We start from the raw sequence: 12,857 nt of genomic DNA, 5'->3' as shown, positions 1-12,857 counted from the left end.
TCCTACCGGGCATGCCCACCGTCCTCGTTCTCGGTTTCGACCCGCACAGCGTCCCCGGCATGGACGGCGACGCCGTGCGGGTCGTCCTCGACGCCGAACTCGCCCGCTTCGCCGATCACGGCATCGATGCCGCGATGACCCTGGTCGCCCCCGACGCGACCGCCGAGCCCGCGATCGTCGCGGCGCTCGACGGGCACGGGTGGGACGTCGTCGTCATCGGCGGCGGCATCCGCAAGCCCGAGCCGGCCCTCCCGTTCTTCGAACTCGTCGTCAACCTCGTCCGCCGCCACGCGCCCGGGTCCGCCATCGCCTTCAACACCAGCGGCGCGGACAGCGTCGAGGCCGCCCTGCGCTGGCTCTGACCGGCCCCGGTCCCTTTTCCGGGCAGCCCGGCCGCTCCGGTCAGTGCGCCGGGCGCAGGTCGTCCAGGTCGCGGCGGTAGGCGAGGGCCGGGAGGCCGCCGAGCAGGTACCGGTGTCCGAACCGGAAGCCGTTGCGGACGAGCACGGCCTGGGAGGCGGCGTTGTCGACGGAGGTGCCCGCCGTCAGGGAGCGCAGGCCGTAGGGGCCGGCCGCGAGTCGGCAGACCTCGGCGACCGCGGCGGAGGCGATCCCCCGGCCGGCGGCGGCTTCGGCGACCCGGTAGCCGAGTTCGGCGGTGCCGTCGGCGATGTCGACCAGGTTGACGCGGCCGACGAGCGCGCCGTCCGCGTCCCGGATCACGTGGAACCGGCAGGTGCCCGCGCCCTGTTCGGCGAGCAGCGCGGCGTGCCGGCTCGGGAAGTCGGCGAAGTAGTCGTCCCCACGGTCGGGGACGCTGCGGGCGAAGTACGCGCGGTTGGTGCGTTCGAAGGCCAGCAGGGCTTCGGCGTGGTCCGGGCGGAGGGGTTCCAGGCTCAGCATCCCGACAGTCTGGCCCGCAGGGCCTCGCCGAACCACTCGAATACCTCCCGCAGGCTCTCCGGGGCGGGCCAGCCGTTGACGGTCGCCAGCAGGTGCCAGTAGCGCTCGGCGCGCGGGTCGTCGGCGATCCCGAGGCGGTCGAGCAGCCACCGCCGGAGGTCGGCGTCGTCGGGGCGGCCGAAGGCCTCGGCGTAGGCGGCGGTCAGGGAGTCGACGACGGGGTCGGCGGCGGGGGAGGCGGGGGCGATGCCGTCCGCCAGGGCCGTGCCCACCGAGGACCGTACGGTCGCGGTGAGTTCGGTGTGCAGGCCGCCGCGGTCCCCGTCCGCCCGCTCCGCGGCCTGGCGCTCGGCCATCCGGCGCACCGCTGCGCGGAAGTCCGGGTCCTGGACGAGTTCGCCCAGCTCGACCCAGGCCTCGACCTGCTCCGGCCGCGGTTCGTCCGGCAGTTCGGGCATGGCGGAGCGCATCATGGCGACGAACTCGGGGTTGGCGTCGAGGCCGCCGAAGGCCTCGTCGATGAAGTCGTGGACGAGGCGCCGGCGTTCGGCGTCGGAGAGTGCGGCGAGCTTGTGCATGAGTTTCATCTCCTCTGGGGTGGAGTCACGTTGGGCGACCGCGAGCAGCACCGCCCGGCGCAGCCGCAGGGTGCGGATCTGCACCTGGAGCGCCTCGGCGTGCGCGGCGGCGACCTCGTGCAGCGGGGTCTCCCGCTCCAGCACCCGGCGGATCGCGGGCAGGTCGAGGCCGAGCTCGCGCAGGGTGCGGACGAGGTCCAGCCGGGCGAGCGCGTGGACGTCGTAGCGCCGGTAGCCGGCGGAGGTGCGGTCGGTGGGCGGCACGAGGCCGGTGTCGGCGTAGAACCGGATGGTCTTGACCGTGAGCCCGGTGCGCCGGGCGAGGTCGCCGATCGAGTACCGGATGCCGTCGTCCGGGGAGCTGCCGTCCATGGGCACCACTGTGGACTCTCCCCCTACCGGAGACTCAAGTCCGTTGGCAGCCCGCCCCGCTCGGCCCGTCTGCCCGCTCGGCCCGTCTGCCCGCCCGGCGCTCCGGCCCGCCCCCTAAGGTCATGGCCATGGACGACACTGAGAACGGGGCCTCGATCCGCGTACTGCTGGCCGAGGACCAGGGGATGGTCCGGGAGGCGCTGGCCGCGCTGCTGGGCCTCGAAGGGGACATCGACGTCGTCGCGCAGGTCGGGCGCGGTGACGAGGTGGTGGCGGCGGTGCTGGCGAACGACGTGCGGGTCGCCGTACTGGACATCGAGATGCCGGGGATGACGGGCATCGAGGCGGCCGCCGAGCTGCGCCGGCAGGCGCCGCACACCAAGGTGGTCATCGCGACCACCTTCGGCCGCCCCGGCTACCTGCGCCGGGCGATGGAGTCGGGCGCCGACGCGTTCCTGGTGAAGGACGCGCCGGCCGCCGAGCTGGCCGAGGCGATCCGCCGGGTGCTGCGCGGCGAGCGGGTGATCGACCCGGTGCTGGCGGCGGCCGCGCTGGCGGAGGGCGCCAACCCACTGACCCCGCGCGAGCGGGACGTCCTGGGCGCGGCCGCCGACGGCGCGGTGAACGCGGACATCGCCAGGCGGCTGCACCTGTCCGAGGGCACGGTGCGCAACTACCTGTCGATGGCGATCCAGAAGACCGAGGCCCGCAACCGCACCGAGGCGGTCCGGATCGCCCGCGAGAAGGGCTGGCTGTAGCTCCGGCCGGAGCTCAGTTCAGCCGGTGCCGGGCCGCCCGCGCCTCCTGCCGGACCTTGGCGGCGCCGTCCGGGTCGAAGGCGTCCAGGATCTGCGCGTACGCGTCCATCTCCGCCGAGCCGCCGAGGAAGTCCCCGGTGCGGACGAGGAGTTCGGCCCGCTCCAGCCGGAGCTGGGCGGGGTGGCGGGGCAGCAGCAGGGCGAGTTCGGTGGCCCAGAGCTGGGTGCGGGCCTGCTCGGGGCGGTCGGAGGCCCAGACGCGGATGTTGCCGAGCACGCGCAGCACGATGTCCAGGGGCTGGGCCGGGGTGAGCAGGTCGGGAGTGAACTCGTGCCCGGCGGCGGCGACCAGGTCCTCGACGTCCCCGGGGTCGAGCAGCCGCCCGCCGTGGAACGGGTCGGCCAGGACGTAGTCGTCGCCGCCGGCCGGCCCGCCGACGGCGACCACGAAGTGGCCGGGCAGCGCGATGCCGTGGACGGTGAGCCCGGCCCGCCGCCCGACCGCCATCCACACCAGCGAGAGCATGATCGGCAGCCCGCGCCGCCGCCGCAGCACCTCCGGCAGCAGGGAGGACTCCAGCCGTCGGTAGTCCGCCTGCCGCCCGTGGAACCGCTCCCGCCCGCCGAGGACGGCCGCGAGCAGGGCGGCGGTCTCCTCGGGCCCGGCGGGCGCGCGCTCGGCGACGGTCAGCCGGACGGCGGCCGCGTGCCGGTCCAGCGCGGCCTCGCAGGCGGCGAGCAGGGCGTCCACGCCCGGCGGCTCGCCGGGATCGCCCGGGTCGAGCGCCGGCCGGTGCTCGGCGGCGGCGAGCAGGCAGAGCAGCACCGGGTCGGGCTGCTCGGAGCGGGCGGCGGTCCGGAAGCGGTCTCTGCTCTGCTCGGTCACGGTGACGGCGACGGCTTTCGTACGGCGGACGGACAAGACGACGGACGGACAAGACGACGGACGGACAAGACGACCGGCGGACGGGGCGGGGGACAGACAAGCCGACGGATCGGCCCGAGCGCTACCCCTGGGGAAGGAGGGCGTAGTGGTAAGTGTGACTGGTCGTGAAGCCGAGTCCGTCATAGAGCGCGATCGCCCCCGCGTTCTCCGCCTCGACCTGCAGGTACCCGCCGGTCGCGCCCTCCTCGGCGGCCCGCGAGGCGAGCACCGCCATGACCGCCGTCGCCAGCCCGGCCCGCCGCGCGTACGGCTGCACCTCGATCGCGCCGAAGCAGGCCCAGGCCCCCTCGATGACACAGCGTCCGATCGCCAGCGGCGGCTGCCCGGGCGCTCCCGGCACGGTGGCGAACCAGACCGACGGCCCGCCGTGCAGCACCCGCCGCGCCGCCTCCTCGACCTCCCGGTCGTCGCCGACCCGCCGGTACAGCGACAGCCACGCCTCGTCGGCCGTCCGGGACAGCCGCACCCGGTCCTGCCCGCCGCCGGCCCGGGCGAGCCCGGCCAGCGGGCTGGTGCGGACCAGGGTCGGCGCGTACCCGGCGCCCAGCCGGTCGAGTTCCGTCCGCAGCTCCTCCGGCGACCCGGGGGTGATCACCTCGATGTAGGAGGGAAGCCCGCGCTCGGCGTACCAGGCCCGGACGGCGGCCAGGGCCTCCGGCAGCGGCAGCCCCGGGTCCCCGAGGGCCTGGACGGAGTTGGCCCGCCGGGTGAACCCGGCCGAGGCGCGCAGCGTCCACTCGCCGAGCGGCTCCTGCTCGACGGCCGGCCAGCCGCGCCCCGCGATCCGCTGCAGCTCGACCGGCGCGGCGACCGGCAGCGGGGCGCGCCGGACGGGAAACGGCGGCACGACCTTGCCCGCGACCAGCAGTTTCTCCGGCAAGAAGACCGGATCCCCCGAGCGCGGCACGACCGTCAACCCATGATCGTCCCACGATGTGAGCACGCCGATCGAATCCCGGAACACCGGACGGTCGTCCACGAACTCGGCGAGGCGTCGGACGGACACGCGTCGTCCCACGTCAGAGCGATCTATCCGGACCTCCGGACGGCTGTCGACCGGGTTGCCCGTCGCCATGTGGCCACCTCCTGTGCATTTGCGGTCTCCGACCCGCGATACTAGGGGCGGGCATCGACGACGCCGCGCTCACCGCGCACGCGAGCAGAACAGAACGGGCCACCAGGCCCTTCCGAGGAGGAACGACAGCGTGACCTACGTCATCGCGCAGCCTTGTGTCGACGTGAAGGACAAGGCGTGCATCGAAGAGTGCCCGGTTGACTGCATCTACGAGGGCGAGCGATCGCTCTACATCCACCCGGATGAGTGTGTCGACTGTGGCGCTTGCGAGCCGGTCTGCCCGGTCGAGGCGATCTTCTACGAGGACGACACTCCGGAGGAGTGGAAGGACTACTACAAGGCGAACGTCGAGTTCTTCGACGACCTGGGTTCGCCCGGTGGTGCCTCGAAGCTGGGCCTGATCGAGCGTGACCACCCGTTCATCGCCGCTCTGCCGCCGCAGAACGCCGACCACTGACGATCGGTGGCAACGAAGCTGTGAGCAACGACAGCACGCGCGCGCCGTTCCCGGGCCACCCGGGGGCGGCGCGCCGCGTTTCCGACCTCCTGCCGGTCTTCCCCTGGGACAAGCTGGAGCCGTACAAGACCACCGCCCTGGCGCACCCGGGCGGCCTCTGCGACTTCTCGGTCGGCACCCCGGTGGACCCGGTCCCCGAGCTGATCCAGAAGGCGCTGGCCGCGCACACCGACACGCCCGGCTACCCGACCGTCTGGGGGCCGCTGGAGCTGCGCGAGGCGATCGCCGGCTGGCTGCACCGCCGCCTCGGCGCCGGGATCGGCCCGCAGGCCGTCCTGCCGACCGTCGGCTCCAAGGAGCTGGTGGCCTGGCTGCCGACCCAGCTCGGCCTCGGCCCCGGTGACCAGGTCGCCTACCCGCGCCTGGCCTACCCCACGTACGAGGTGGGCGCGCGGCTGTGCGGCGCCGAGCCCGTCGAGTACGACTCGGTGGACGAGCTGGACGGCTCCCGGGTGCGCCTGCTCTGGGTGAACTCGCCGTCCAACCCGACCGGCCGGGTGCTGGGCGCGGACGAGCTGCGCCGCGCCGTCGAGTGGGCCCGCGAGCACCGGGCGCTGCTGGTCAGCGACGAGTGCTACCTGGAGCTGGGCTGGGAGGCCGACCCGGTCTCCGTCCTGCACCCGGAGGTGTGCGGCGGCGACCACGAGGGCCTGCTGGCCGTCCACTCCCTCTCCAAGCGCTCCAACCTGGCCGGTTACCGCGCCTCCTTCGTCGCGGGCGACCCGGTGGTGGTCAAGGAGCTGCTGGAGGTGCGCAAGCACGGCGGCATGATCGTGCCCGCGCCGGTCCAGGCCGCGACGGTCGCCGCGCTCGCGGACGACGCGCACGTGGCCGAGCAGCGCGAGCGGTACGCGGCCCGGCGCTCGGCGCTGCGGGCGGCGCTGGAGGCCTACGGCTTCCGGATCGAGCACTCCGAGGCGAGCCTCTACCTGTGGGCGACCCAGGACCGCCCGTGCTGGGAGACCGTGGCCGAGCTGGCGCAGCTGGGCATCCTGGTGGCGCCCGGCGACTTCTACGGTCCGGCCGGCGAGCGCTTCGTCCGGGTCGCGTTCACCGCGACCGACGAGCGGGTCGCCGCGGCCGTGGAGCGGCTGAACGCGGCGCGCTGAGCGCACGCAGCACGCAGCACGCACGCGCGAAGGGCCGGTGTTCCTCCTCGGAACACCGGCCCTTCGGCATCGGGACCACCGCACGCGGGCTACCGCGTCCGGGCACCGCGTCCTGACTACAGCGTCCGGACACCGCGTCCTGACTACAGCGGCAGGCCGCTGATGCTGCCGCCGTTCACACCGTTCAGCAGCCCGCCCAGCGGGCCGAGCGCGCCGGTGAGGCCGGACAGCGGGTTGTTCGGGCCGAGGTCGGCGCCGCCGAGGCGGTTGGCCGAACCGTGCTCGGCCAGGCCCAGGACGTCGGCGCCCGGGAGGTCGGCCGGCAGGGCGTGCTGCACCGAGCCGAGCGGCAGCGCGCGCTCCACCGAGCCCAGCGGCAGCGCGTCGGTGACGGCGTTGGTGCCGGGGACGGCCCCGGAGAGCTTGCCGGCGCCCGGCAGGGCCTGCGCGACGGAGCCCGCCTGGGAGAGTCCGCCGACCGGGCCGGCGCCGGCGTCGGCGCTGCGGGTGGCCGCGCTCCTGCCCGTGACGGCCTCGCCGAGCTTGCCGGCCAGGGCCGAGGCGACCTTCGGGGTGACGGCGGAGAGCTGGCCGGTGGTGGCGGCGGTCTGGTCGACCGGCGCGGTCAGCGAACTGGCCTTCTCGTTCGCCTCGGGGAGCTGCTGGGCGACGATGTTGCCGGCGGCGTCGGCGGAGGCCGGTACGCCCGCGGCGACGGTGGCCGCACCGGTGGTGCCGGCGGCCTGGCCCAGCTGGTGGGTGGTGTGCTGCAGGGTGGAACCGGTGTCGGTGTTGGTCAGCTGGCCCAGCGGTGCCGCGAGGTCACTCTTGGGCAGCAGGGCGTCCCCGCCCAGGGCGGACGCGGAGCCGGCCGCGACCAGCGGGGTCGCTCCGGCCGCCACGACGAGCGCGGCCTGGGCGATCCGGCGCGTGAGGGGGTGAGACATGGGGCTCCTCGAAGGGGTCTGGGTCCGTCCCGTCCGCCCCTGGGACCGGGCGTGGACGACCGGGCGGACGAGGTTGTTACCGCTTGAGAAGCCAGAAGGTTTCGGTCGCTGCAAGGAAAGGTCCTGACCGACCATCGGATCGTACGACCGCAGTGGAGACGACGTCCGGGTCCCGCCGGAGGCCGTGGAACCGGCCCGGCCAAGGGGAGTGACGGTTCTCCGGCCGGGGGAGCGGAACGCGCCGCCGGTCCACCGGGATTGACCGGAATCACCCGTCCGGCGGCAACCCGTACGTCTGTGCGTCAGCCCTTGTCGGGTGCCGCCATGGTGACCTGGACGAGCTTGGTCGAGGTGCCCGACGGCTGCGGCTGCCAGCCGTCCTCCGACTTGCTCTTGCGCCAGATCTTCCCGTCGTAGGCGACCGTCGCGATGCCCAGCTGCTGGGCCTGGGCGACCGCCCAGTGGGCCACCTCCCAGCCGCTCGCCCGCTCGGCGCTCACCCCGCCGTCGGCCCCGGCGTCCGCGGAGGAGGTCAGCGCGGCGGTGGCCGGGTCCGGGGTCAGCGCCACCGCGTTCTCGGCGCCCTTGATGGTGGAGGCATACCCGGTGGCCGGGGTGACGGTGCGGCCGAACTCCCGACGCACCCGGTCGGACAGCACCTGGGCCCGGTCCGGCGCCGCGGCCGGGGTGGCGGAGGCGGTGGCGGTCGGGGAGGGGGAGTCACCCGGGTCCGGCTTGGCGTAGTCGTGCACGATGCAGGAGAACGAGGCGGGCTCGCGGCCGGCCAGCGCCGAGGTGAGCAGGGTCGCCTTGGTCTCGTGCTTGGCGTAGGCCTGCGGGTAGCCGCTCTTCTGCACCGCCTGCGCGGCGTCGGTCAGCGGCAGCCGGGTGTAGCCCGGGACCTTGACCAGGCCGTCCAGGAACTTGTTCGTCGCGTACACCGGGTCCGCGATCTGCTCCGGGGTGCCCCAGCCCATCGAGGGCCGCTGCTGGAAGAGGCCGATCGAGTCCCGGTCGCCGCCCGCGAGGTTGCGCAGCTTCGACTCCTGCATGGCGGTCGCCAGCGAGATCGCGGTCGCCCGGTCCGGCAGCCCGCGCGAGCGCGCCACCGCGGCGATCGTCGCGGCGTTGGCGGCCTGCGGCAGCTCCAGGGTGCCGTTGCCGGCCGCGGTCTTCACCGTGCAGCCCTCGGACTCGCCCGGCTTGAAGCCGAACCACCAGATGCCGACCACGGCCAGGCCCGCGACCAGCGCGAGGCCCAGCAGTCCGACGATCACCAACAGCAGCGCGCGCAGCGGCCCGCGGCGGCGGGCGGGCGCCGTCTCGTCGCCCAGCTCCTCGCTGCTCCTCTTCCTGGCCACCGTCGCCCCTCTCGCGCCTGCTCCTTGATCCGACACCGTACCCACTCGGACGGATGTGCGGCGCCCCCCGGTTGCCGAACCGAGTCCCATCCGTGTCACAGAACGTGTCTCCCCGGTGTCGCGGAGGTGTCGCACCGGTGTCACGGGGCGACCACGCAGCGCGCACGGGGCGCGGACTAGGCTGGCGCCATGAGCAGCCCGAACCCGACGCCCCTGGACCTCACCCTCGACGGCGGCACGCTGACCGCCCGGCTCGTCGACTTCCCGTCGGTGAGCGGCGACGAGCAGGCGCTCGCCGACGCCGTGGAGGCCGCCCTGCGCGGCTACCCGCACCTCACCGTGGACCGGTACGGCAACAACGTGGTCGCGCGGACGAACCTGGGCCGGGCCGAGCGCGTCGTCCTGGCCGGCCACCTGGACACCGTGCCGATCGCCGACAACCTGCCCTCGTACGTCGAGGGCGACCTGCTCTACGGCTGCGGCACCTCGGACATGAAGTCCGGCGTGGCCGTCCAGCTGCGGCTCGCCGCCACCCTGCCCGAGCCCAACCGCGACCTCACCTTCGTGTTCTACGACTGCGAGGAGGTGGAGGCCCACCGCAACGGCCTCGGCCACCTCGCCAAGGACCGTCCGGAGTGGCTGGCCGCGGACTTCGCGGTGCTGATGGAGCCCAGCGGCGCCATGGTCGAGGGCGGCTGCCAGGGCACCCTGCGGGCGCAGATCCGGCTCACCGGCGTGCGCGCCCACGCAGCCCGCAGCTGGCTCGGCGACAACGCCATCCACCGCGCCGCCGAGGTGCTCACCCGGCTCGCGCAGTACCAGCCACGCCGGGTGGAGATCGACGGCCTGGAGTACCGCGAGGGCCTGAACGCGGTCCGGATCGACGGCGGCGTGGCCGGCAACGTGATCCCGGACGAGTGCGTCGTCACGGTCAACTTCCGCTACGCGCCGGACCGCAGCGAGGCGGACGCGGAGAAGCACGTGCGCGAGGTCTTCGACGGCTTCGAGCTGACCGTCACCGACTTCGCCCCGGGCGCCCTGCCCGGCCTCTCCCAGCCGGCCGCGCAGGCCTTCCTGGCGGCCACCGGCGGCCAGGCCCGGGCCAAGTTCGGATGGACGGACGTCGCCCGGTTCAGCGCGCTGGGCGTCCCGGCGGTCAACTACGGCCCCGGCGACCCGAACCTCGCGCACAAGCGGGAGGAGCACTGCTCGCTGAGCGCCATCGCGGAGACCGAGGAGTGCCTGCGGGCCTGGCTGACCGACTGAGCCCCGTTCCCGGGCAGCCGATCCGATCAACGGTCGAACGCCATCTTCCGGTTGCCCAACCGACCTTCCCCCGTTGCCTGAAAACGGGGGAAGGCGGGCGTAGGGTTTCGTCATGACAGGCACAGGAGACGAAAAGCAGTACGGACACGGCCCCGAGCAGGTCGGCGTGCCGCGGAAGAAGAAGGCCTGGCCCGAGAAGCAGAAGGGCCCGGTGCTGGTGCGCCGGGACCAGGTCGGCACGAGCACCACGGACCAGCGCCTGCTGGACACCACCGGGCCGACCGACTGGCTGCACACCGACCCGTGGCGGGTGCTGCGGATCACCTCCGAGTTCGTCGAGGGCTTCGGCGCCCTCGCCGAACTCCCGCCCGCGATCAGCGTCTTCGGCTCCGCCCGGACCCCGGCGGACTCGCCCGAGTACGAGGCCGGCATGGCCATCGGCCGGGCCCTCGCCGAGGCCGGCTACGCGGTGATCACCGGTGGCGGCCCGGGCGCGATGGAGGCCGCCAACCGCGGCGCCTCCGAGGCCGGCGGCCTCAGCGTCGGGCTCGGCATCGAGCTGCCCTTCGAGCAGGGCCTCAACGAGTTCGTCGACCTCGGGCTGAACTTCCGTTACTTCTTCGTCCGCAAGACGATGTTCGTGAAGTACGCGCAGGGCTTCGTGGTCCTGCCCGGCGGCCTCGGCACCCTGGACGAGCTGTTCGAGGCGCTCACCCTGGTGCAGACGAAGAAGGTCACCCGCTTCCCGGTGATCCTCTACGGCACCGCGTACTGGGGCGGCCTCTTCGAGTGGCTGAAGAACACCCTGGTCGCGCAGGGCAAGGCGGCCCCGCACGACCTGGAGCTGTTCCACATCACCGACGAGGTCGACGAGGTCATGAAGATCCTCGCCGACGCCCGCCGGCCCGTGAACGAGATCTGACGGGATCCGGCGCGAGCGGGCCCGCGAGCGAGCCGAAGGGGCGCCGCCGAGCTCCCTGGGGCCCTACGCCAGCCCCCGGCGGGCGACCGCCGGGGGGCGGGTGCCCCGGATCGAGGCGACCATGTCCAGCACCTGGCGGGTCTCCGCGACCTGGTGCACCCGGTAGACCTGCGCGCCCAGCCAGGCCGAGACCGCCGTCGTCGCCAGCGTGCCGAGCAGCCGCTCGTCCACCGGCTTGTCCAGGGTCTCGCCGACGAAGTCCTTGTTGGACAGCGAGACCAGCACCGGGAAGCCGGTCGCGGTCATCTCCGGCAGCCGCCGGGTGGCCTCCAGCGAGTGCCGGGTGTTCTTGCCGAAGTCGTGCCCCGGGTCGATGATCACCGCGTCGCGCCGCACGCCCAGCTCCACGGCGCGCTCGGCCAGCCCCACGGTCACCCGCAGGATGTCCGCCATCACGTCCTCGTACCCGGCCCGGTGCGGACGGGTGCGCGGCTCGGCGCCGCCCGCGTGGGTGCAGACCAGCCCGACGTCGTGGCGGGCGGCCACCTCGGCGAGCTTCGGGTCGACCCCGCCCCAGGCGTCGTTCAGCAGGTCGGCGCCCACCTCGCAGACCGCCTCGCCGACCTCGTGCCGCCAGGTGTCCACGCTGATCACCGCGTCGGGGTGGCGCTTGCGCAGCTCGGCCACGAAGGGCACGGTGCGCCGCAGCTCCTCCTCGACCGTGACCTCGTCGCCCGGCCCGGCCTTGACCCCGCCGATGTCCAGGATCGCCGCACCCTCGGCCATCGCCCGGTCGGCGGCCGCGAACGCGGCCTCGTCGGCGAAGGTCGCGCCCTTGTCGAAGAACGAGTCCGGCGTCCGGTTGACGATCGCCATGATCACCAGTTCGTCGTCACCGAATTCCCGCGGTCCCAGGCGCAGTGCCACCGATGTCTCCTCCAGAGCTCCTGCGGGTGCGATGATGGCCCCCGGCCTCACTAAGGGACCATGCTGTCATGATCAGTCTGGTTCCCTGGCACCTCGACGAAGGCCGACCGGGAGTTCGGGAGGACAGCTCGTGTTCTGGGTGATCGTGGTCGCCATGGCCGTGGTGGTCGGCGGCGCCGCCCTGGTGGCGCTCGGCGGGGGCGGCTCGATGCCGGAGGCGGTACCGGACCGCATCTCCGCACGGCTCCCGCAGGACCGCCCGCTGGGCAAGGCGGACGTGGACGAACTGCGCCTGCCGATGGCGCTGCGCGGCTACCGGATGGACGAGGTGGACGACGTCCTGGACCGTCTGGGCGCCGAACTGGCCTACCGCGACGTGCGGATCGCCGAGCTGGAGGCCGCGGCCCACCTGCGCGGCGCGGTCGAGGCGACCACCGGCCCCGACCCGGCGGCCGAACCGCTGCCCGGCCTGGAGCAGTTCGCCAAGGTCGTCGAGCCGACCGTCGCCCTCACCAAGTCGTCGTCCGGGGAGCCGGCCCGGGCCCCCGAGGACGCGAAGCCGGTGAACGACCAGTGACCGGACCGGTCGACGGTTCGGTGCTCGGCGCGGACGGGCTGCTCCGCTGCGCCTGGGGTGACTCCACCGACGACTACCGGGTCTACCACGACACCGAGTGGGGCCGGCCGGTGCACGGCGACGACGCCCTGTTCGAGCGGGTCTGCCTGGAGGCCTTCCAGTCCGGCCTGTCCTGGCTGACCATCCTGCGCCGCCGCGAGGGCTTCCGGGCCGCGTTCGCCGGGTTCGAGATCGGCAAGGTCGCCGAGTTCGGCGAGGCCGACGAGGAGCGGCTGCTCGCCGACGCGGGCATCATCCGCAACCGGGCCAAGATCGCGGCGGCGATCGCCAACGCGCGGGTCGCCCGTGACCTGGAGGGTGGGCTGGACGCGCTGATCTGGGGTTTCGCCCCGGAGCCGGGCCGGCCGGCCCCCCGCCGGATGAGCGAGGTGCCGGCCGTCACGCCCGAGTCGACGGCGCTGGCGAAGGCGCTGAAGAAGGCGGGTTTCCGCTTCGTCGGCCCGACCACCGCCTACGCCCTGATGCAGGCCTGCGGCCTGGTGGACGACCACCTGGCGGACTGCCACGTCCGCACCGGGGCGAAGGGCTGAGCCCGCCGC

15 protein-coding genes are annotated in these 12,857 nt (G+C 74.0%); 8 read left to right on the top strand and 7 right to left on the bottom strand.

The window, feature by feature from the left end; all coding sequences use genetic code 11:
* Positions 1-11 precede the first annotated feature (11 nt).
* Positions 12-362, top strand: coding sequence for a hypothetical protein (locus ABT048_RS16885; RefSeq protein ID WP_350522149.1), 351 nt, complete (start codon positions 12-14; stop codon positions 360-362).
* Positions 363-402: 40 nt separating this feature from the next.
* On the opposite strand, the gene ABT048_RS16880 is transcribed toward ABT048_RS16885, so the two are convergent.
* Both ABT048_RS16880 and ABT048_RS16875 read right to left on the bottom strand, forming a co-directional pair.
* Positions 403-903: a GNAT family N-acetyltransferase gene (locus ABT048_RS16880; protein WP_350522148.1), complete on the bottom strand. Its 501-nt coding sequence runs from the start codon at positions 901-903 to the stop codon at positions 403-405.
* Entirely contained in the window at positions 897-1,853 is a 957-nt protein-coding gene (locus tag ABT048_RS16875) for a MerR family transcriptional regulator (RefSeq protein ID WP_350522147.1), read from the bottom strand. The genes ABT048_RS16880 and ABT048_RS16875 overlap by 7 nt, the downstream gene beginning before the upstream one ends.
* Positions 1,854-1,981: 128 nt before the next feature.
* Here ABT048_RS16875 and ABT048_RS16870 point away from each other — a divergent pair, with 128 nt between their 5' ends.
* Positions 1,982-2,611 (top strand): response regulator, encoded by a 630-nt coding sequence (locus tag ABT048_RS16870; protein ID WP_350522146.1) that lies wholly within the window; start codon positions 1,982-1,984, stop codon positions 2,609-2,611.
* A 13-nt stretch (positions 2,612-2,624) separates the two neighbouring features.
* On the opposite strand, the gene ABT048_RS16865 is transcribed toward ABT048_RS16870, so the two are convergent.
* Together ABT048_RS16865 and ABT048_RS16860 are read right to left on the bottom strand one after the other, a co-directional pair.
* On the bottom strand, positions 2,625-3,533 hold the full coding sequence (locus ABT048_RS16865) for a transglutaminase family protein (protein ID WP_350522145.1): 909 nt from the start codon (positions 3,531-3,533) through the stop codon (positions 2,625-2,627).
* 85 nt (positions 3,534-3,618) lie between these two features.
* Positions 3,619-4,632, bottom strand: coding sequence for a GNAT family N-acetyltransferase (locus tag ABT048_RS16860; RefSeq protein ID WP_502894021.1), 1,014 nt, complete (start codon positions 4,630-4,632; stop codon positions 3,619-3,621).
* A 130-nt stretch (positions 4,633-4,762) separates the two neighbouring features.
* Between ABT048_RS16860 and fdxA the strand changes: the two genes are divergently transcribed.
* Both fdxA and dapC read left to right on the top strand, forming a co-directional pair.
* Positions 4,763-5,089 carry a ferredoxin gene (fdxA, locus tag ABT048_RS16855; RefSeq protein WP_030061559.1) on the top strand — a complete coding sequence of 109 codons (327 nt, stop codon included), beginning with the start codon at positions 4,763-4,765 and terminating at the stop codon, positions 5,087-5,089.
* Positions 5,090-5,109: 20 nt separating this feature from the next.
* Positions 5,110-6,258: a succinyldiaminopimelate transaminase gene (gene dapC / locus ABT048_RS16850; RefSeq protein ID WP_350522143.1), complete on the top strand. Its 1,149-nt coding sequence runs from the start codon at positions 5,110-5,112 to the stop codon at positions 6,256-6,258.
* A 143-nt stretch (positions 6,259-6,401) separates the two neighbouring features.
* Here dapC and ABT048_RS16845 read toward each other — a convergent pair whose 3' ends face one another.
* Positions 6,402-7,205 (bottom strand): prolipoprotein diacylglyceryl transferase, encoded by an 804-nt coding sequence (locus ABT048_RS16845; protein WP_350522142.1) that lies wholly within the window; start codon positions 7,203-7,205, stop codon positions 6,402-6,404.
* Positions 7,206-7,507: 302 nt separating this feature from the next.
* On the bottom strand, positions 7,508-8,566 hold the full coding sequence (locus ABT048_RS16840) for a VldE C-terminal domain-containing protein (protein WP_350522141.1): 1,059 nt from the start codon (positions 8,564-8,566) through the stop codon (positions 7,508-7,510).
* Between the two features lie 189 nt (positions 8,567-8,755).
* Between ABT048_RS16840 and dapE the strand changes: the two genes are divergently transcribed.
* Both dapE and ABT048_RS16830 read left to right on the top strand, forming a co-directional pair.
* Positions 8,756-9,832 (top strand): succinyl-diaminopimelate desuccinylase, encoded by a 1,077-nt coding sequence (dapE, locus tag ABT048_RS16835; RefSeq protein ID WP_350522140.1) that lies wholly within the window; start codon positions 8,756-8,758, stop codon positions 9,830-9,832.
* Positions 9,833-9,944: 112 nt separating this feature from the next.
* Positions 9,945-10,754, top strand: coding sequence for an LOG family protein (locus tag ABT048_RS16830; protein ID WP_350522139.1), 810 nt, complete (start codon positions 9,945-9,947; stop codon positions 10,752-10,754).
* Positions 10,755-10,817: 63 nt separating this feature from the next.
* On the opposite strand, the gene folP is transcribed toward ABT048_RS16830, so the two are convergent.
* On the bottom strand, positions 10,818-11,630 hold the full coding sequence (gene folP, locus ABT048_RS16825) for a dihydropteroate synthase (RefSeq protein WP_350522251.1): 813 nt from the start codon (positions 11,628-11,630) through the stop codon (positions 10,818-10,820).
* 181 nt (positions 11,631-11,811) lie between these two features.
* On the opposite strand from folP, the gene ABT048_RS16820 reads away from it, so the two are divergent.
* Together ABT048_RS16820 and ABT048_RS16815 are read left to right on the top strand one after the other, a co-directional pair.
* Positions 11,812-12,258, top strand: coding sequence for a DivIVA domain-containing protein (locus ABT048_RS16820; RefSeq protein WP_350522138.1), 447 nt, complete (start codon positions 11,812-11,814; stop codon positions 12,256-12,258).
* Positions 12,255-12,848: a DNA-3-methyladenine glycosylase I gene (locus ABT048_RS16815; protein WP_350522137.1), complete on the top strand. Its 594-nt coding sequence runs from the start codon at positions 12,255-12,257 to the stop codon at positions 12,846-12,848. The genes ABT048_RS16820 and ABT048_RS16815 overlap by 4 nt, the downstream gene beginning before the upstream one ends.
* Positions 12,849-12,857 lie beyond the last annotated feature (9 nt).

The organism is Kitasatospora sp. NPDC096140 (assembly GCF_040303045.1).
Classification (GTDB): Bacteria; Actinomycetota; Actinomycetes; order Streptomycetales; family Streptomycetaceae; genus Kitasatospora.
The sequence above is the reverse complement of the archived record's forward strand: the minus strand, read 5'-3'. Positions and strand labels throughout refer to the sequence as shown.